11 protein-coding genes are annotated in these 18,679 nt (G+C 63.1%); 4 read left to right on the forward strand and 7 right to left on the reverse strand.

Annotated elements, in window-relative coordinates; all coding sequences use genetic code 11:
• Positions 1 to 31: 31 nt before the first annotated feature.
• From ACFSDX_RS05360 to ACFSDX_RS05375, 4 genes are read right to left on the reverse strand one after another with little or no spacing between them, the layout of a single operon-like run.
• Entirely contained in the window at positions 32 to 1,246 is a 1,215-nt protein-coding gene (locus ACFSDX_RS05360) for a glycosyltransferase family 4 protein (protein ID WP_382312170.1), read from the reverse strand.
• A complete protein-coding gene (locus tag ACFSDX_RS05365) occupies positions 1,243 to 2,823 on the reverse strand; it encodes a lipopolysaccharide biosynthesis protein (protein ID WP_382312171.1) in 1,581 nt (526 codons plus the stop codon). Before ACFSDX_RS05365 ends, ACFSDX_RS05360 begins: the two co-directional genes overlap by 4 nt.
• A 23-nt stretch (positions 2,824 to 2,846) precedes the next feature.
• On the reverse strand, positions 2,847 to 5,234 hold the full coding sequence (locus tag ACFSDX_RS05370) for an exopolysaccharide transport family protein (protein WP_382312172.1): 2,388 nt from the start codon (positions 5,232 to 5,234) through the stop codon (positions 2,847 to 2,849).
• Positions 5,235 to 5,281: 47 nt separating this feature from the next.
• Complete coding sequence (locus tag ACFSDX_RS05375) at positions 5,282 to 6,064, reverse strand: polysaccharide biosynthesis/export family protein (RefSeq protein WP_382312173.1); 783 nt, start codon at positions 6,062 to 6,064, stop codon at positions 5,282 to 5,284.
• Between the two features lie 365 nt (positions 6,065 to 6,429).
• Here ACFSDX_RS05375 and ACFSDX_RS05380 point away from each other — a divergent pair, with 365 nt between their 5' ends.
• The 3 genes from ACFSDX_RS05380 to ACFSDX_RS05390 all read left to right on the forward strand — a co-directional run bounded on the left by ACFSDX_RS05380 (position 6,430) and on the right by ACFSDX_RS05390 (position 10,256).
• Entirely contained in the window at positions 6,430 to 6,978 is a 549-nt protein-coding gene (locus ACFSDX_RS05380; RefSeq protein WP_382312174.1) for a hypothetical protein, read from the forward strand.
• 267 nt (positions 6,979 to 7,245) lie between these two features.
• Positions 7,246 to 8,478, forward strand: coding sequence for an OmpA family protein (locus ACFSDX_RS05385; RefSeq protein WP_382312175.1), 1,233 nt, complete (start codon positions 7,246 to 7,248; stop codon positions 8,476 to 8,478).
• Positions 8,479 to 8,630: 152 nt separating this feature from the next.
• Positions 8,631 to 10,256: a hypothetical protein gene (locus ACFSDX_RS05390; protein ID WP_382312176.1), complete on the forward strand. Its 1,626-nt coding sequence runs from the start codon at positions 8,631 to 8,633 to the stop codon at positions 10,254 to 10,256.
• Between the two features lie 78 nt (positions 10,257 to 10,334).
• Here ACFSDX_RS05390 and ACFSDX_RS05395 read toward each other — a convergent pair whose 3' ends face one another.
• The 3 genes from ACFSDX_RS05395 to ACFSDX_RS05405 form a co-directional block, all read right to left on the reverse strand.
• Entirely contained in the window at positions 10,335 to 11,249 is a 915-nt protein-coding gene (locus ACFSDX_RS05395; RefSeq protein WP_382312177.1) for a glycosyltransferase family 2 protein, read from the reverse strand.
• Between the two features lie 4 nt (positions 11,250 to 11,253).
• Positions 11,254 to 12,624 carry a flippase gene (locus tag ACFSDX_RS05400; protein WP_382312178.1) on the reverse strand — a complete coding sequence of 457 codons (1,371 nt, stop codon included), beginning with the start codon at positions 12,622 to 12,624 and terminating at the stop codon, positions 11,254 to 11,256.
• Positions 12,625 to 13,170: 546 nt separating this feature from the next.
• A complete protein-coding gene (locus ACFSDX_RS05405; protein ID WP_382312179.1) occupies positions 13,171 to 17,298 on the reverse strand; it encodes a DUF7948 domain-containing protein in 4,128 nt (1,375 codons plus the stop codon).
• 155 nt (positions 17,299 to 17,453) lie between these two features.
• On the opposite strand from ACFSDX_RS05405, the gene ACFSDX_RS05410 reads away from it, so the two are divergent.
• Complete coding sequence (locus ACFSDX_RS05410; protein ID WP_382312180.1) at positions 17,454 to 18,617, forward strand: endonuclease/exonuclease/phosphatase family protein; 1,164 nt, start codon at positions 17,454 to 17,456, stop codon at positions 18,615 to 18,617.
• Positions 18,618 to 18,679 lie beyond the last annotated feature (62 nt).

An 18,679-nucleotide genomic window follows, 5' to 3' on the forward strand; every position in this document is an offset into this window, starting at 1 on the left:
AGAAGGATAGCTAGAGGAAGATAGAATAAGGTCAAGCGTGCGCCGCCACGGGCTGCGGCTGGGGCGGAGTAAGCGGCGCCAGTCCGGCCGCTTCCCGATAGAAGGCTAACGTATTACGCACCATGGCGGCCACATCGAAGCGGGTGCGGGCGTAGGCGTACTGGCGCTGCTGGAGGTCGCGCAGCGCGGCCGGGTCCTGGAGCAGCGCGGCCAGCTGGGTGGCTAGCGCGGCCGGGGCGGTGCTTTGGGGCACCGAGGCCTCGGGCGTGGCGGCCAGCAGCTCGGGGCTGCCGCCGGCGGCCAAGGCCACGGTGGGGCAACCCGCCGCCATCGCCTCAATCACGGCGTAGGGGCAGTTTTCGCGGGCCGCCGTGTGCACGTAGATGTCAGCGGCGTGCAGCAGGGCCGGTATTTGCGTGTGGTAGCCCAGCAGCACTACATCGTTGCCTAGGTCGTGCTCGGTGATGAGCGCGCGCAGTAGCGCCTCGTCCTCGCCTTTGCCTACCAGTACCGTTACGCAGCCGGGGTGGCGGTGCCGCAGCTCGGCGGCCACCTCCACCAGGTAGCGCTGGTTTTTGCGGGCTTCGAGCTGGCCGATGTTCAGAATGATGGGCCGGCCCGGAAACATGGCCCGCAAGTCGGGACCGGCGGTGTCGGCCGTCCTAGCCACGGGCGCAAACGCGGCCATGTCCACGCCATTGTGGGCCACGGCCGTGCGCGCCCCGGCGGGCAGGAAGGGCAGCGTTAGCCGCAGCGCGTATTCGGAGATACCTAGGGAAAACCTGGTGCGGCGCAGCAGGAAATTATACCAGCGCACCTCAAAGCGCGCGGCCCAGCTGGTGGGCGGCAGATTGAGCAGCTTCACGACTTCCTCGCCGGGGTGGTCGTTGTAGTGGCCGGTCACTACCACCGGCACGCGGTCGGCCAGGGCCAGGCGGGCGGCCCAGCCGCTGCTCACGTCCTGGGCGTTCACCACGTCGTAGGGCTGGTTGCGGTCGATGGCGCAGAATATCTCGGCCACGTTGCCCAGCTCGATACCCACGCGCTCGCCTAGGGCGCCGGGCAGCAGCCCCAGTGCCCGCCGCACCGCACCAATCGAGCGCCGCACCCACGGGCGCAGGCTGTCCTGCGTCACTACCGTAACCTGGTGGCCCTGCGCACGCAGCAAGGCGGCCAGCCGCTCGTAGTGCACCCGCACGCCCGAAGCCGCGCCCGGTACCTGTAGCGAAGTCAATAAGATATTCATGGCACGAGCGGTTGGTCGAAGGCGTCAAAGGCCGCCAGCACGCCAGGTCGGCGGTCCAGAAAGTCGGTGTAGCGGGCCAAGCCCGGCTGCACCGAGGCGGGCAGGGCCGACAGCCCGCGCAGCTTGCCGATGGCAGTCTGCAGCATGGGCCGCAGCTCGGCCGAGGGCCAGCGCAGTATTACGGTGCCCAGCACCAGCGCCCCGGCTGCCATCTGGGCCAGCAGCGCCAGCAGCGGCGGCAGGCCCAGCGGCCGGACGACCGTGGCCACAGCCAGCAGCCCCAGGCCCACAGCGGCCGCATTGACCAGGCCAGGCTTGTAGATGGCCAGCAGCCGCGAGTAAGGAATCTTGATATCGCGGTGCGTGATGCGCATGTAGAGGAACGTGCGCACTATCTCGCCCGTGCCGATGGCGCCGGCAATGCCGGCCAGGCCGTAGCCCTTCAGCAGCCAGAATAGCGTACCTAGGAGCGCCGTAAACTCCAGGTTCAGAATGATTTTCTGGTGCAGGTTGGCCCGGGCATCGGCCACCACGCCCGCAAACAAGGTGGTCATGCTCAGCGGAATGGAGAGGCAAAGCACGCGCAGAATCGGCACCGAGGCCGCCCAGCGCGGCCCCAGGAGCACCTGCACCAACTCAGGCGCCGCCACGGCCACGCCGGCGCACACCGGCAGCACCACGGTAGCCACCAGCGTGCTGCTGGTGAGGTACAGCGCCCGCACCCGCGGCAAGTCGTTCTGAATCTTGCTGAACGCCGGGAAAGCCACCCGTGCCAAGCTGTTGGTCAGGAAGTACATGGGCAAATACAGCAGCATGTAAGCGCGGTTGTAAATACCCAGCAGCACTGACCCGAGTAGCCGTCCGATGAGTAGCGTGTCGAGGTTGCCGTTGATGAATTCGAGAAAGCCCACCACCGATACCCGGCTGCCGTAGCCCAGCAGCTTGGCGTAGGGGGCGCGGTCGAAGATGAACCGGAGCGAGTGGCGCGCCACGGCGTAGCTCAGCGCGGCCGCAAAAAACTGCTGGGCCAGGCTGGCCACTACCAGGCTCCACACGCCCGCGCCCAGCGCGGCCAGCGTGATGCCGACCCCGCCGTAGCCCAGCACGTAGGCGGCCACCTCAATCTTGGCAATGGCCTCGAAGCGCATTTCGCGGCGCAGCAGGCTGGTGGCCGTGGCGCCCAGGCCCACCAAAATAAACCCTAGGGCCTGCACGCGTACCAGTGGCACCACGTGCTGATTATCGAGGAAAAACACGGCCAGCGGTGCGGCCAGCCACGCCACGCCCGCTACCGCCAGGCCCAGGCCCAGCGAGGCCGTGAACGTGGCGCGCACATCATCGGCGTCGATGTCGGTGCGCTGTACCAGGGCGTGGCCCAGGCCCATTTCGGCGAAGTAGCTGCCGAAGCGCAGCACTACGCCCGCCATAGCCACCAGGCCAAAGGCGGCGGGGTCAAGCAAGCGCGCCATCACGGCCGTGTAGCCGATTTGCATTACGGCCGTGAGCACGGTAGCGGCCGTGGTCCATTGCACGCCCCGCACCGCGGTGGAGGCGAGATTCTGAGTCGTTACTGCCATACGAATGCTAGTAAAAAGGGAGCCTAGGCTCCGTATTTATAAGCATTAGCTTTGTAGCGGTACTCGTAGGTGTTGGCAAAGTGTACATCGTTGATAACCATGTACAACTGCTTGACATTGTGCTCGCGGTGCATCTCGGCAATCTGCCCCACCAAGGCCCGGTCGGTGTAGTTCTGGCGCACCACGTAAATCTTGGCGTCGAGGTATTGCAGCAGCACCAGGAACTCCGAAACGTAGCCTAGGGGCGGAATGTCGACCAAAATGTAGTCGTATTCCCCACGCAGCTGCTGAATCAGCTCGGCCAGCTGGGGGCCTTCAATCAGGCGCGTTGGGTTCTGGGGGATGGGGCCGCAGCACATCACGTCAAGGCTGGCAATGCTGGTGGTGTGGCGGGCCTGGTCGAAGGTGCTGTCGCCGGCCAGGTAGGTGCTCAGACCGTGCTCGCGGCGCGAGTCGATGTCGAAGTAGCTGGCCAGCGTGGGCCGGCGCATGTCGCACTCCAACACTATCACGCGGCGGCCGCTCTGGGCCAGTTCGGCGGCCAGGTTCACGGTGCAGAAGCTCTTGCCTTCGCCGGGTACCGACGAGGTCACGCCAATCACGCGCTTGTCGAGGCCCGCGGCCAAGTACTGCATGTTCACGCGCACCGCCCGGAAAGCCTCCGCAATGGGGCTGCGCGGGTCGTTGAGCATCGTCTGCTTGTCCTGGGTCGTGCCGTGCGGTATTACACCCAGCATCGGGATGTTGGTGAGGCGGGCCAGGTCTTCCTTGCTTTGCACGCGGCTGTTGGTTTTTTCCTGCATCAGCACCACGCCGGCGGGCAGTACTATACCAGCCAGCAGCGCCAGCAGCCCGATGAGTAGCGGCTTGGGCGACGAAGGCCCGGTGCCGTTTTGCTTAGCCGCATCCACGATTTTCTTATCGGTCGAGTTCGTAGCCAGGGCAATGGCGGCCTCGTTGCGCTTCTCTACCAAATAGCTGTAGTTCTTCTCGTTGAAGCTACTGGTGGTCGTGAGCGTACCCAACTGGCGCTCGTTCTCAGGAATGCGGCTGAGCTCGCCGCGCACGGCGCCTAAGCGCTGGTCGGCGTCGCGCAAGGCGCTGGCCGAAGCATCTACCAGGCTACTCAGGTTTTGAATGAGCAGTTCTTTGGTAGTACCGATTTTTTCGTCCAGTACCCGCACAACGGGATTGATGTCGCTGGCATTCACGGTCAGCTCCGAGCGCTGGCTGTTTAGGTCGGATAGCTGCTGGATGAGGCCGGTCGTGGCGGGGTCTTCCACCCCGTTGCTGCTCAGGGCCACGGCGTCGCTGGGGTCGCGGTGCGCCTTCAGGTAGGACAGCAGATTCTGGTACACGCGGCGGTTGGTTGCTAACCGGGCCCGGTCAGAATTTAGGGCGCTTTGCTGCTGGATACCGGCGCCCGATTGGGCACTTACGTCCACCACGTTATTGGAGGCGCGAAAGCTGCTCAGGCTTTGCCCGGCCCGCGATTTCGACTCGGCCAGCTTGGCAATCTCGTTGTCCAGAAAAGCCACAGTCTTGCCGCCAACCTGGTTTTTCTGGGTCAGGTCGTCCTGCACGTAGGTGGTCATCAGCGTGTTCAGAAACTGCGTTTCCTTGGCTGGTACCGTGCCCGTAGTGGTGAGCTCCAGAATGCGCGACTCGTGGTCTGTGGGCTTCACCTTGAGCCGCGACTGATACTCGCCCACGAGGCTGTTGATGTCGTTGAGCTTAAAAAAGTAATGGCCGCCCTGGCCGCTAAGCTGGTCGGGCTCTGGCCGAAATACTACCGTCAGCAAAGCGCTGCGCAGCGTGTCGCCAGCGGCTACCACCTGGTCAAATTTTACATCCTGCACTTCGCGCACCAGGTCGCCCGTGGCTAGCTGGCGCAGCTCGCCGCGCTTGGCATCGGCGTGCACCCGAAACTTGTTGTCGGCCAGCGTTTCTACGTAAATGGGCACGCCCGTGAGCTGCGGCCGGTTGGGCACCGCGGTCACCCAAAAAGGCATGTCGCCGGCGGCCCGCTCGCGCACTTGCAGCGGCTTCACCAGGTTTAGCCACGAGTCGGGCTCCGCAAAGTAGCTTACCGAGAAGGGCAGCTGCGCCAGAGTACGTCGCAGCATGTCGGAGGAAGTGAGCAGGCCCACTTCATCTTCCAGCTTCAGGCCCTTGGGCTTGCTATCGAGCAGTTGAAGGAGCTCTTGCGCCTGCTTCGAACCCGTTGATTGGTCGCCAATGAGCAGCGTGGCCTTGAAGTCGTAGGTCGGCGATTTTACTTTTAGATAAGTCCAGGCCAGCGCGCCGGCTACCAGCAGCGAAATCAGAAAAACCGGCCACCGGCGGCGCAGGTTGAAAAATAGCTCATTTAGGTCCAGTTCAGCAGAGAAAGGTGCAGGTCGGGTGTCCATACTTTATAGCAGAAATAAGTGGGGCCCGGAAGGAAGGCCAAGAGTAGTTATTTGTTGACGATGTAGCTGAGCAACAGCACTACCGCTGAAATGCCAGCAAACACAATGCCTAGGTTGGTAGCGTTGCCGCGGCTCGTGCGGGCTTTCATGGGCTCCACGTACAGCGCATCGTTGGGCAGCAGGTAGTAGTAAGGCGACTTCAGCAGGTTAGCGTCCGTCAGGTTAATGAGCACTACCTCTGAGCCTTTGGGAGTTTGGCGGATGAGCTTGATGTTCTCGCGGTTGCCAAATTCGGTGAGGTCGCCGGCCATGCCCAGAGCCTCAAATACCGTGGCCTGGGGGTTGTAAATAAAGTAGCGGCCCGGGGCGCGAACTTCGCCCAGCACCGTAATCTTGAAGCTCAGCAGCTTTACCAGCACGTTGGCATCACGCACGTAGGCGGCTACCTTTTGCTGTAAAAAAGCCTGGGCTTCTTCCATGCTCAGGCCCTGCACCTTTACCCGGCCCACGGTGGGCAGATGGATGCTGCCTGTGTCGTCGACGGCGTAGCCGGTGAGGTAAAGGGTGCCGGGGTCGCTCGATGTGATAGTCTGGGGACCGGGTACGTTGAAGATATCGCTCAGCACCGGCTGCACGCTCTGCACCCGGATGCTCAGCACATCGCCCGCCTGCAGCTTATATACGGGGCGAATATTCTCGGTTTGAAGAGGCTTCTGCGTCGAGTAGGCCCCCGTTTGCAGATAAGGCAGCTTGCTTTGGGTAACGCAGCCGCCTAAGCCTAACAGTAACCCCCCTAAAATAATTAGTTGCAGTCGGAAACGTGAAATCATGCGTGGGCGCATTTTACTTAAAGAATGAAATAAATGGATGTATATCCTAAGTATTCAAATACTAAGATACTTACTTGGCTGCACCAAACAAAATGCAGGTGGCTACCAAAAGTAAGTGAGGACAGGGGCCAGGCCCCGGCGGCAGATACGAAACTCAGGGTAGTTTAGGTTGTAGGCCGCTACGTTGCCAAGCCTGCTTGGTCAAAGAAGAAATAAGAATAAACAAAGTGCCCAGGCGGAGGCAACTCTCGGCTACAGGTTGTCGTAAAGTGCAGTTGGCGCGGCGGGCTGCGTACGGGTGGGGGGCAAGCACTAGGGGGTTGATACCTCGGTACCGGTTACCGCGTCAGTGCAATTTAATTTTTATGAAACAAGCGTTTGCCCTAGTCGGGCTGCTTGCTGCTGCCAGCTGCAACCCGCCGTCTGAGCCCGCGGCGGCGGCCCCGGTTGGCGCCCTAGCTCAGGCTCAGCCGAATGCTGCCGCTGTGCGACAGGCTGTGGCCGCTTACATCAGGGCCAACACCGCCGATTTTGCGGGGTACGAGCCCGTGCGCTGGGGCCGCCCCACGGCTTACACCAAAGCGAGCGAAGCAGCCAGCCAAGGCGTGGTGGCCATGCAGCTGTTTGACAACGCGCTGGCGTCTCGTAGAGAGGCACTTGCCAACTACAAAGCCTCGCTGGCCCGCCGCGATGCCCCAGCTAAAACAGCGGCATTCAAAGCGCGCTACGGCAAAGCCAACAGGTACAACGACTCTTTGCTCGCCCTCGCCACCAAGCTTGATGGGGCCGCGGACACTGCGCGCCTAGGTGCCGCGGTTAGGCACACCTACCGCACGAGAGCTAGAAGCGGGTTTATGCTGCTCGATAGCGCCACGTTTGTCGTGTACACCACTGGCCAGGTAGAGCGGCTGTAGCTACACCAGCCAAAGGGTGAGAATGCAAAGTGACTCTTTACTCACCTGTTGAGTGCCAGATTAGAAACGCAACGGTTTAGGTTAACTAAAGCCGGAATCGGTTTCCGCCGAGCAGTTGCGTTTGCCTTCTTGCGAACGGCCAGCCGGTATCTACAGGTTTTGCATAATTAAAGGTTATCAAACTGCCCGACTAATTATTCTCGTAACTAAGAAATACTTATTGAAGTAAAGACGCTCCCTCGCCTCACATCCGCTCCTTCCCGCCGTATGGTCTTGCTGCAACAAATGCCAGATGAAGTACTCCGTTTCATCTCTCAGCATAACCTGGTGCGAGCCGATGTGCAAGCCCTGGAGCAGCCCGAGTCGTTGCAGCGAGCCATAACACAAGTAGCTGGTTTGGTGATGCGTAGCTTTGCCGAGCTGGCGGGCCAGCCCAGCACCCTCGACGCGCTCTGGCACGCCGCGAGCGAAGCCGCCGCGGTGGAGCCGGCCACCGCCGCTACCGCCGCCCCAGGCGGTAACCTACTCCGGAAGGTGCTCGACGACCGCTACCACGGCACGGTGAGCGCCACGGCCGCCGCAACGGGCGTATCGGTGGCCACGGTGAGCTATTTGCTCGGGCTGGTGCCCGCTGCCGCATTAGTAATTATCGGTGCGCTGGTGGCCGAGCAGCGCTGGACGGCCCAGCAGCTGGCCGAATGGCTGCGGCCGCGCCACCAGGTGCCGGTGGTGCCGGTGCCGGCACCAGTATCTCTGGCGCCGCCGGTGGCACCTAGGGTGGTGGCCCGGCCCGCGCTCGCGCCCGCGGCCACACCCGGCCTTGCGTCCTGGTTTACCAAGCCAACCAATGTGCTGCTGGTGGTGATGAGCGTGGTAGCCGCCGCCGAATTTGGCTACATCCTCGCCACGCGGCCGGAGGGCAGCGCAGCCACTGAGACGATAGCGCGCACCCCGGTAGCCGGACCAGTGGTCAGCTCGGGGGCAACTTCGGAGCGCTACGCGGCCGGGCCAGTGGCTAACCGGGCGGCGCCCCCTAGGTTAGTAATGCCGGTGGTGCTCAGGCTCAAGAATGGGACGCGCCAGTTTATCAAGGCTACTTCAACTGAAAGCAAGCTCTACCGGTTTTTGATTGACCCAAGCCAGGAAGTGAACTTAGTCGACCCTACGAAAAACCGGATTGGGTTTGACCGCATTGCCTTCGATGCTGGCAAAGCCACGCTTACCAGTGAGTCGCTGTGGCAACTGGCCAACGTGGCCAGCATTCTGAAGCGCTTTCCGGCGGCCAAAGTCAAGATTGGCGACTACACCGGCGCGGCCGGCAAGCCTAGCCCTAACCCGCGCCTGTACCAGCAACGGGCCGAGGCTATCAAGAGGGTGCTAGTGCGCCTAGGGGTACCTGCCGACCACCTAGCGGCTACGGCCTACGAGGCCCCCGACCCCACGGCCGGTAGCGACACGGACCCCAACCCCCGCGTCAGCTTGCAGGTGATACAGAAATAACCTGCAGCCGCTAAGCAACTCACCCAGCTACTTACGTAATTTTTCCCGCACCGGGCGGCCACCAAGGCCGCTCGGTGTGCGCGTGGGCGGTGGCCAACTACAGTCCAGCTTTATTTTTGACTTTTAGCAATACATACCTCTTTATCAGCTCTATGATAATACCTTCTACTCGGTGGCAAACTACTAGGCTGAGTGTAGCAATTTTAATTATTCTGGCGGCGGGCCTGATAGTCTCGCTCTTTTTCAAGGAGCGGTGGCTGTGGATGGACGAGGTGAGTAGCTACGTGCTGCTTTCGGATGCCTCGCTGGCCCACGCCAATAAGGCGGTGGTCAGCGGCCTGGAGGCCAACCCGCCCCTGACCATGAACGCTTATTGGCTGCTGGGCCACGGCATCAGCATGAGCCCGCTGTTTCTGCGCTCGTGCTCGGTGGTGTTTTTTGCCCTCACGGTGGCGCTGTTTTACCGCTACATCACGGGTTTGCTAGGTAGGCCGGTGGCCAATTTTGTGGTGCTGACGGGTTTTGTGTGCCTCACCTACCTCAACTTTACCCTCGCCACCCAGGTGCGGAGCTACGCGCTGTTCTCGCTGCTCCACATGCTGTTTTTTCTCAATTCGCATCGCCTTACCACCGCGCCCACGCGCCTGGGGGTACTGCTGCTGGAGGTGGCACTGGGCACGGCCGTGGTGTATGCCCACAACTTCGGCCTGCTCTACGTGGCCACGATGGCGGCCTTTTTCTTCGGCCTGCTGCTGTGGTCGCGGCGCTGGGAGTACCTGCGCGTGCTGGGCGCGCTGGCGGCCGTGGCCGGCATCTGGTTTGGGGGCTGGTTTACCAATTTTCGGCTGCAATCGCAGATTGGCAAGCCCCATTCTTGGATTCCGCTGCCCACGTTGCAGTCGTTTTTCCACACCGTCGGCGACCTGCTGCCCACCGTGTCGGCCAGCCTGGAGGCCCGGCCCTATCTGCAATTTCTGCCGGTGCTGCGGGTAGCGGCCGTGGTGGGGCTCATCCTCTACCTAGGGGTGCCGCGGCTGCGCCAGGGCTACGCCGACCTGGTGAAGGACCCGGCGGCGCTGTTTTTTCTGCAAGCCAGCTTCGTGGCCCTGGGTACTACGGTGCTCACGCTGGTGGCCTCGTTCACGGTAGCCTCGGTGTTTTTGAACCGCTACATGTGGCCCAACCACCTGCTATTTGCGGCGGTGGTTATCTACGCCTACCACTATTTCTTCCGGGCGGGCACCGTGCCGGGCCGGGGGCTTTGGCTGCCCGCCTACGCGGTGCTGCTGCTGCCGTTTATCTTCTACCAAAACCGCAAGACGGTTATCTTCCCGAGCGTGATTCTGCCGCCCCTGGCGGGGCTCAATCCGCAGTACCCGCTGTTCTTCGAGTCGGCCGACTACTTCCTGCCGGTGTGGTACCAGCACCTGCGGCCCAACACGTACTTCCTGCTCGACTGGCCAGCGGCGCTGAAGTCGCCCACGCTCAGCTCGACCATCGACTACGGCATCATCGTGTCGCTGCGCAATATTTACCACGTGCCGCAGGTGGTGCGGCTCAACGAGTTCAATACCCAGCGCTTCCCGCGCTTCTACGTGATGGACCAGCGCAGCCACTATCAGATTGAGGAGTTTCTGGAAACGGGCCAAGTGCGCGTGGTGCGCACCATTCCCACCAGCATTGCCGGGCACCGCATCCTGGAATGCACTTTCACGGGCGTGGCCGCGCCCGTGGCCCGGGGTGACCAGGGTCCGCCGCCGCCCTCGATAGGTCTGTAGCTCTGCTACTTTAGCCAAAAGGAAAGGTCGCCCTGGATAATCCAGGGCGACCTTTCCTTTTGGCTAAAGTAGCCTAGGTTACTTATGATTGCGCTTATACAGCTGCAAGGTCTTGATGGTATCGGGCCGCTTGCGAAAGTTGTTGGTCAGGCTGTCGAGCGTGGCCTCGCCGTAGAGCAAGAAGTTGTAGAAGCGGTTTTGGCGCTTCGACATGGCCTGCTGAAAGGTGGCTTTGGTGGCCCAGCTGGCGAAAAGCACGCGCCCTAAGGTGTTGCCAAACTGGTTTTGGAGCACGCGGCGCTGGTTGCGCACGGCGTAGTACTGCTTCCAGGCGGCGGGCCACGGAATGCCGTCGCGGTCGAACGAGGCGGGGTGGTAGAAGACGCTGCTGGGCACCGTCACCACGGGGAAGCCCATTTTCTGGGCGCGGGTCATGTACTCAACTTCATCGCCCCAAATAAACAGGTTCTTATCGGGTACGCCAATGGCCTCGACTACGCCCGAGTGCACCAGCGTACCGTTGAAGAACGAGGCCACGCCGTAAATCAAGTCCAGACCTTCCATGTCGCTCACCTTGCGGTACGACTGGTTGGGGCGGTCCACAAAAAAGGCCAGCTCGTCGCGGCTGTTCACGCTCACCGACATCGAGTTCTTGATGCACGGCCCTAGGTTGGGCGAATTTAGCAGGTTGGCCAGCGCGTCGGGCGCGGCCAGGCAATCATCGTCCATGCACCAGAGCCAGGTGTAGCCGGCCCGGTAGGCCGTGTCGAGGCCGGTGGCAAAGCCGCCCGCGCCGCCTAGGTTGGCCTGGGTGGTCACGCGCAGGTCGGGCTGGGTGGCCAGCCACTCCTCGGTGCCGTCGGTGCTGCCGTTGTTGATGACAAAAATGGCCTCGAGCGGCCGGGTTTGCTCGCGCAGGGTATCCACGCATTTCTTGAGGTCGGCGAGGCGGTTATACGTAACCAGCACAGCTGCAACAGTTTCCTTAGACATTATATTATACGCTAGGTTTACGATTTAATAGGGTTTGCGCGCGGGCCTTGGTAAAAGCAATGGCCTCGTGCAAGTGCGAGAGCTTGACGACATCGTAGCCCTTCCAGCGCAGGTAGCCGTACATGGCCAGCGTGATGTAGAGCTCGGTGAGAACAAGGGCGTAGGCCGCCCCAATGTGCGCGAAGCGGTTGACGAGCAGTAAATTCAACCCCAGCCCGACAACCGAACCCACGGCCGTAACCATGAAAAAGGCCCGGTCGAGGCGCAGGTTGAGCATGGTGTGCAGCCCAAACAGGCTACTCAGGCCGATGATGAGCGGCAGCACGCATACAATGCGCAGAATGGTAATGGCTTCCTGAAACTTGGCCCCGTAGAGCAGTGTGATGAAGAAGGGCGCCACTATCCAGAGCCCAATCGCCACGAGCACCATCAAAAAGAACAGCGGAAAAAACGTGGTACGCACCATTTTTAGCCCCTGCTCGCGGCCCTGCCCGAAGGCCTGCGCCACCACCGGAAACAGCGCTTGGTTGAGGGCCAAGCCCACAAACGAGTCGGCCATGCTCTCGAGCCGGGTGCCGGCCGAGTAGATACCCACGTTGTAGGGCAGGCTGATGAGCCCCAGGATGAAGACGTTGGAGCTGGCGTAAATCGTAATCATCACCGACGAGAAGAATATCGTGCGGTCTTCCTTGAAGCGGGTGCGCAGCTCGGGGCCGGTGGGCCAGGTAAACTTGATGTGGAAGCGCCGCATAGCCACGTAGAGCGCCGCCACACTCACGATAATCTGCGAGGCGCTGATGGCCAGGTTCTGGTAGAAATAGTCCTCGGCCTTGTGAATGAGCAAGAATACCGAGAGCGATAAAATGAGCTTGACGGCTAGGTTGAAGATGGCCACCCGCCCTAGGTCCTCCATGGCCTGGTAGAGCCAGAAGGGCGACAGTACTGTGCCAATGCACACGAGGTAGGTGCAGACGTGCAAAAACAGATGCCCCCGAAACTCGGGGTTGGCCATCGTGACGATGGTGAAGACAATGGTCGAGAGCACCCACAGCAGGGCTTTGCCGGCCATTACCTGGCTAAAAATGCGGTTGGTGGCTTCCTTGTCGTCGCGGTTGGCAGCGATGGAGCGCACGGCGGCCATGTCAAAGCCGTAGTTAATCAGCAGGCTGAAGTACGTGACGTAGGCCTGCGAGAAGTTGAGCAGGCCCAGCTTGTCGGGCCCGATGATGCGCACCACGTAGGGTACGGTCAGGAGGGGCAGCAGGAAGTTGGCGATTTGGACGCTGAAGAGCGACGCCACATTCACGGCGAAGCGTTTCATGGTGGGCTTGGCCACGCCCGCCTCGTTTTTTACAATGGTAATGTCGTTACTCACTAAGTAGCAGAAGTCGGTGATGAAGCAGCGTGATAAGTAGGCTAATGGGCGGGAGATAATATAGAACTATTCATATTAAAATAGCTATTATTCAGCTACATGTACGGCAAATAGGGTGCCCGAGTGGCGCGACCAGTATGTTAAGTAATTGTTAACTCGTCCGTGGGTAGCGCTTACTAACGTCGAGCTTAGCCGCTGAGTTGTAAGCCTAGGCCGCTGACAGGTGCGCGCTGAGCCGCTGCCCCGCCCGCGCTTAGGCAGGCGCAGAATTCAGCTCGTGCGGCTTATATATTTTAAGGCTATTTTAAGGCAAGGGAGCAGCGTACGCTGGCTGGCAAACGCAACGAGGCACTGGCCCAGAGTGGTTTTCAGGTTAGTGTGCGCAAGGTGCAGGGGCGCACCAGCTGGAGTTTCGACCCTTTGAATAACGACTGAGCCCTAACCTGAAGACTGCTTTAACTACCCGCTCACTACGCCGCAAACAAAAGCGGGCGGCCCCCTAGGGAGCCGCCCGCCGCGTTGGGGTGGTCTTGCTACCGGCCGTTTTTACCGAATCAGCTCGACCCAGCCCTTAATGGGCGCGCGGCCATCGGTGGGGGTAATGAGGAAGTAGTAGATGCCCGCCGCTTGGCCCTGGCCGTCCCAGTTGTTGAAGTAGGCGGGGCTTTCGTATACCTTCTGGCCCCAGCGCGTGAACACTTGCAGGCGCGGCTGGCAGCCGCCCAGGCGCGGCGCGAAGAAGTCATTTTGCTGGTCGCCGTTCGGTGTAAAGACGTTGGGTATCAAGGGTTCCTGCACCTGGACTGGCGCCAGTGACACCTGCACCGAGCAGTGGCTGCCGCTGTAGCGCAGCGTGGCCGTGGGCTGGAAGCTGCCGGGCTTAGTATACGTGTGCGACACGCTTAGGCCGGTGGCCGGGGCGCTGCCATCGCCAAAGTCCCAGGTTAGCACCGCATCGGCCAGCAGCGAAACGCTGGGCTGGCTGAAGCGCACCGTGTACGGCGCCACGGCCGGCGCGGAGCTGCTAGCCACCGACGAATCGGCGCGGCATACTAGGGGCTGCTCGGTGGGCGCCAGCGTGGGGGCCGCCAGCAGCGTAATGCGCCGCGTGGCCGACGTGGCGCAGGGCGTGCCGCTCCCCATCGTATAAAGCATCGCCACTGTGCCCGGCGCGCTAGGTGGTGTAAACAAACCGCTGGCCGTGACGCCCGTGCCGCTCCAAACGCCGCCCGCGGGCGAGGCACGCAGCTGAAACGCGCGGCTGCTGCCGGGGCAGAGCGCTGTGTCGGCGGGCATTGCTATCTGCACCGCAGCCGGCGACACCTCTACGGTGAGCGTGGCCTGGCCCGTGCAGCCCAGCACCGAGGTGAGGGTATACGTTAGCGTTTGGGTACCTAGTAGAGCCGCCGTGGGCGTGAAGACGTAGCCCGTGGCGGCCGACCCGCTCACGCCGGGGCCCGACCACGTGCCGCCCGCCGGCTGGCCCGCCGTGAGGGCCAGCGCCCCGCTGCCCGCGCACACGCCGGGTAGGCTGCGCACGCTCACCTGCGGCCCAGCCACCACCGTCACGCTCTGGGTGGTAGTGGCGGCGCACGAGCCATCGGGGGCAGGCACGCTGTAGGTCAAGATTTGGGTGGTGCCGCTCATGGCGGCGGTGGGCGCGAAGACGTAGCCCGTGGCGGCCGACCCACTCACGCCGGGGCCCGACCACGTGCCACCCGCCGGCTGCCCGCTCGTGAGGGCTACCGCCGGGCTGCTGACGCAGAGCGTGAGCGCGGCGCCGGCCGTGGCCTGCACCACCGTCACTACCTGCGTGGCGAGGCTGGCGCAGGGCGTGCCCGCGCTGATAGCATACGTAATGGTATGCCGGCCCGGCCCCGCGGCAGTAGGCGAAAACTGATTGCCCGTGACGCCGGGCCCGCTAAAGACGCCGCCCGCCGGGCTGCCCACCAGCGCCACGGGCGCGATAGTAGTGCCGGGTTGCAGGCAGTAAGCGGCCTGGGGCAACGCGCTGAGCACCGCCGGCCCCACCGCCGCCACCGTAATGCGCTGCGTGCCCGTGGCCGTGCACACCGGAATAACGCCGGCCAGGGTGTAGGTCAGGGTCTGCACCCCCACCAGCGCCGTGCTGGGCGTGAAGACGTAGCCCGCGGTTACCGAGCCCGTCACGCCGGCGCCCGTCCACACGCCGCCGCTGGGCGTGCCCACCAGCGGCACGGCCGCCGCGGTGGCGCACACCGTCTGGTCGAGGCCCACGGTGGCCGTTTGCGGCTCGAAATTGAGCTTGAAGGCCGCGTTGTTGCAGTTCGAGCTATTATTAGTGGTAGAGTAGCTGTAGGCGCCGGCCGGAATGGGAAAGCTGGCGTTGTTGCTGCACGAGCACACAGCGGTGTAAACCACCCCCCTAGGGTCGAAGCGCGAGGTACCCCCGTCCACGTGGTCGCCCACAGAGTTCACGCCCGCATTGCCGTAGTAAGTGCCGTAGAGCAGGCGGGTGAGGCCCGGCGAAAACTGCGCCAGGTAAAAGTCGGAGCCGGCCCCCGGCGTATCGGGCGCGCTGCGCACCGCGTTGGTGGTCACGGGCAGGCCGTGCGTGTACCCGTTGAACCGGAAGGTGGCCGAGGTGTAGATAGCCTGGTTGTTGTTGCCACCCCAGCCGCACACGTACACCCGGTCGCACTGGTCAACCAGAAAGGCCGTGGGCGAGATGTCTATCGTGGTGCGCCCGCTGCCAAATACCGTGCTCAGCAGGCGCTGGTCGAGGTCGGCGCTCAGCTTCTGAATAAACTGGTGGCTGCCCGCGTTGCTGTACGCGCCGGCCGTTATGGGCCAGGGACCCATCGTTTGGCCCAGCAAGTACACCCCGCCATCGGCCCCGAGCTGCAAAAAGTACGACTGGTCGTAGCTGCTGGTGCCTAGGTAGGTAGCCCGCTGAATGCTGGCCCCATTGGCCGCGATGCGCGCCACGAAGCCATCCACGTTGCCCTGGGCAGCGGTAAGGAGCGCGCCGCTGGTCACCGGAAAGTTGGGGCTGAGCGTGCCCCCGGTCACGTACACGTTGCTGCTGGCATCGAGCTGGAGCGAGTAGGCCGCATCGGCCGCGTTGCCCCCTAGGTAGCCGCTCCAGGTCACGGTGTTGAGAGCGGCGGGCAGCTTCAGCACCACCGCGTCGCTGGTGCCGCCCCGGCTGCTGGTGCCGAAGCTGCCGCTGGTCGTCGGAAAATCGGTGGAGCTCGTTACCGAGGCCACGTAGATGTTGCCCGCCGCATCGGTCAGCACATCGCCCCGAAACGCGTCGCCGTAGTTCTGCGGCAGCTGGCGGGCGGTCGAGTTCTGCACGAAGGGCACCAGCCCGTCGGTGCCGCTGCCCCCTAGGTAGGTCGAGGCGGCCAGCCCGCCGTTGCTGTTCAGGCGCGTCACCACGATGTCGGTGCCGCGCGAGACGAGAAAGAAGCTGTCGCCCGTCGCGTCGCCAAATGGGTCGGCCGCCGTGCCTCCCCGAAAATTCCGCTGCACTGCCGAAGCGCTGGTGGGGTAGTTGCTCGACGAGGTGGTGCCCAGCATCACCAGCTCATTTTGGCTGTTCACAACCAGGCTGCTGGGGTAGTCGTGCGAGTCGCCCCCCAGGTAGGTGGCCCAGACCCGCGAAGCCGCCCCGTTCGCCGCCGTATTATACTTGATGATGGCAATGTCAATGACGCCGCCAAACTGAGTTTGGAAGGCCCCGACCGTAGTCGGAAAGCTGGTGAGCGAAGCTTGAAACTCGCTCAGCACAATGCCGCCCGAATACATGTTGCCCGCCGCGTCGTAGGTCGCCGTAAAGCCCCAGTTATCGCTCCGCGCTCCGGTGTAAGTCGAAAACTGCACCGTGGGGTCGATGACCAACGGCCGGCTGCGGTCGTACTGCCCTAGGGCAAAGGTCACCGTCGAGTCGGCGAGGTTCAGGCGGTAGTGGCAGGCCACGGGCTGCGGCTGCCCGGTGGCGGGGTTAGTTTGGTAAGCCTGCGGCGCCAGCTCGGTCAGATTGGCCACGCTGGTGCCTACGTGCAAGCGGCCGTCGCTACCCAGGCGCAGGCTGCTGGCGCCCTGGTACTTGAGCTTCACCAGGGCCGGGTTGGCGCCGGCGGCCAGCTCAAAATCGTATTCCAGCTGCTGCTGCTTATTCTCATAAAACCGCGCCCCGATGCCCGGCCACGGCGCCTGGTAGCGCACCTGGCGGTAGCTCGGCACGCCCTTGGCCCAGCGCGCCGGGTCATTGCCCTGCAAGTAATTGTAGGTTTCGCCGGTTGTTTCGGCGGGCACGAGCGGCGTCGTAACATCGGCGCCCACGAAGCGCACTCGCAGCTGGTGGCCCCGAATGGGACTATCGGCGGCGGGCAGGTTGGCCGCTTTTAGGGCCGCGGCCGGGCGGGTTAGCTGCCCGGCGTTGGGGGCGTGGCCCGCCGGCTCGTGCGGGTGCCTAATGGCTTCCAGCAGCACGTAGTGCAGCCCGGTCGGCTCTAGGTACAGGTGGCCGCCCGGCACCGCCCCGGCGTAGCGCACCGCCGCGGGCCACTGGCCCTGGTTAGGGATAAACTGCAGCGTGCGCCCATCGGTAACGGGCGTAACCTGGGCCGTAGCTAAGCGGCTTGCCAATAGCAAGATGGAGAGGAGCAAGTAAAGGTTTTTTTGCATAAAATGGACCGGCCAAACTACTGGTAAAGCTACGCTAGCGCCGCCCACGCGCCAGCACCAGCCGAAAATTAAGTTAGGGACGCCGGTGGGGCCGGGCGTATTTTTGCCGTTCCGGTGGCCACTCGGCCGGCGGCCCTGTTGCCTTGGTGCGCCGCTTGTTTCGTTATCGTTTTACCTGGTTGGTGCTCCTGGGCCTGGCCCTAAGCGTGCTGCTGGGCGAGCGGGTGCCCGCCGGCAGTTGGTCGCTGGCCCCGCTGCTGGCCCTCACCGTGCCACTGTGGCTGGGGCTGGTGGCGCTGGTGGCGCTTTACTGGCTGCGCCGCAACTGGCGCGTGGCGCTGCTGCCACTGGCGGGGCTGGCGCTGGCCTGGCCGCAGGTGCAGCGCGGCCTGCCGCTGCACCTAGGTAGCGCCGCATCAGCTACGCTGGCCGAAGGAGCTACCGCCACCTCCCAGGCACCTAGGCACCAGGCCCGAAGCAACACCCTGCGCCTGCTTTCCTACAACGTGCGCATTTTCAACGTGTACCCGCAGCTGCGGCAGCTCGACCCCGCCGCCCCGGCCAAGGCCATTGCGTGGCTGGCGGCCAGCCCAGCCGACGTGCTGTGCCTGCAGGAATACTACCAGGAGCCGGCCGGCACGCACTCCAACGATGGCCAGCTCTACCGGGTGGGCGAGCGGCTGGGGGCAGGCAGCGGCCGCCAGGTATTCGTGTCCAAAACGCTCACCAACAGCATAGGGGCCGAGTTTGGGCTAGCTATTTTCTCGCGGCTGCCCATTGTGGGGCGGGGCGAAATCACGTTTGGCCGCCTCACCCAGAACCACGCCATGTGGGTCGATGTGGCGGGCCCCGGCCGCGGCGACACGGTGCGCATCTTCAATACTCATTTGCAAAGCATGAGCCTTGATGAGGGCGACATTGTGGCGGCGGGCTCGTCGCGGGCGGGCTTCCAGCGCAAGGGCCGCAGCCTGCTGGGTCGCTTTGCGCGCGGCGCCGCGGCCCGCGCCTGGCAGGCCGATACGCTGCTGGCCCACGTGCGGCGCTCGCCCTACCCGGTGCTGCTGGCCGGCGACCTCAACGACCTGCCGTATTCCTACGCGTACTCGCAGCTGGCCAGCGAGTTGCAAAACGCCTGGGCCACGGTAGGCTTCGGGCTCGGCAATACCTACCACGGGCGCCTGCCGCCGGTGCTGCGCATCGACCAGCAGTTTGCCGGCCCGCAGTGGCGGGTGCTGGCATGCCGCATCCATTCCGAAATTCCGTACGCCGACCATTTTCCCGTCGAAGGATTGTATCAGTTGGGCCGGGGTAAGGAGTAAATATAGTGTCTGTCGTTGCGAGGAGGAACGACGAAGCAATCGCACCCCAACGGCTCGTTCTT

Source organism: Hymenobacter bucti, assembly GCF_042681145.1.
GTDB classification, from domain to species: Bacteria; Bacteroidota; Bacteroidia; order Cytophagales; family Hymenobacteraceae; genus Hymenobacter; species Hymenobacter bucti.

What these genes read in the sequence shown, in the direction of transcription:
- ACFSDX_RS05360 (WP_382312170.1), bottom strand. Translation starts at nt 1,246, where the DNA reads ATGAATATCTTATTGACTTCGCTACAGGTACCGGGCGCGGCTTCGGGC.
- ACFSDX_RS05365 (WP_382312171.1), bottom strand. Translation starts at nt 2,823, where the DNA reads ATGGCAGTAACGACTCAGAATCTCGCCTCCACCGCGGTGCGGGGCGTG.
- ACFSDX_RS05370 (WP_382312172.1), bottom strand. Translation starts at nt 5,234, where the DNA reads ATGGACACCCGACCTGCACCTTTCTCTGCTGAACTGGACCTAAATGAG.
- ACFSDX_RS05375 (WP_382312173.1), bottom strand. Translation starts at nt 6,064, where the DNA reads ATGATTTCACGTTTCCGACTGCAACTAATTATTTTAGGGGGGTTACTG.
- ACFSDX_RS05380 (WP_382312174.1), top strand. Translation starts at nt 6,430, where the DNA reads ATGAAACAAGCGTTTGCCCTAGTCGGGCTGCTTGCTGCTGCCAGCTGC.
- ACFSDX_RS05385 (WP_382312175.1), top strand. Translation starts at nt 7,246, where the DNA reads ATGGTCTTGCTGCAACAAATGCCAGATGAAGTACTCCGTTTCATCTCT.
- ACFSDX_RS05390 (WP_382312176.1), top strand. Translation starts at nt 8,631, where the DNA reads ATGATAATACCTTCTACTCGGTGGCAAACTACTAGGCTGAGTGTAGCA.
- ACFSDX_RS05395 (WP_382312177.1), bottom strand. Translation starts at nt 11,249, where the DNA reads ATGTCTAAGGAAACTGTTGCAGCTGTGCTGGTTACGTATAACCGCCTC.
- ACFSDX_RS05405 (WP_382312179.1), bottom strand. Translation starts at nt 17,298, where the DNA reads ATGCAAAAAAACCTTTACTTGCTCCTCTCCATCTTGCTATTGGCAAGC.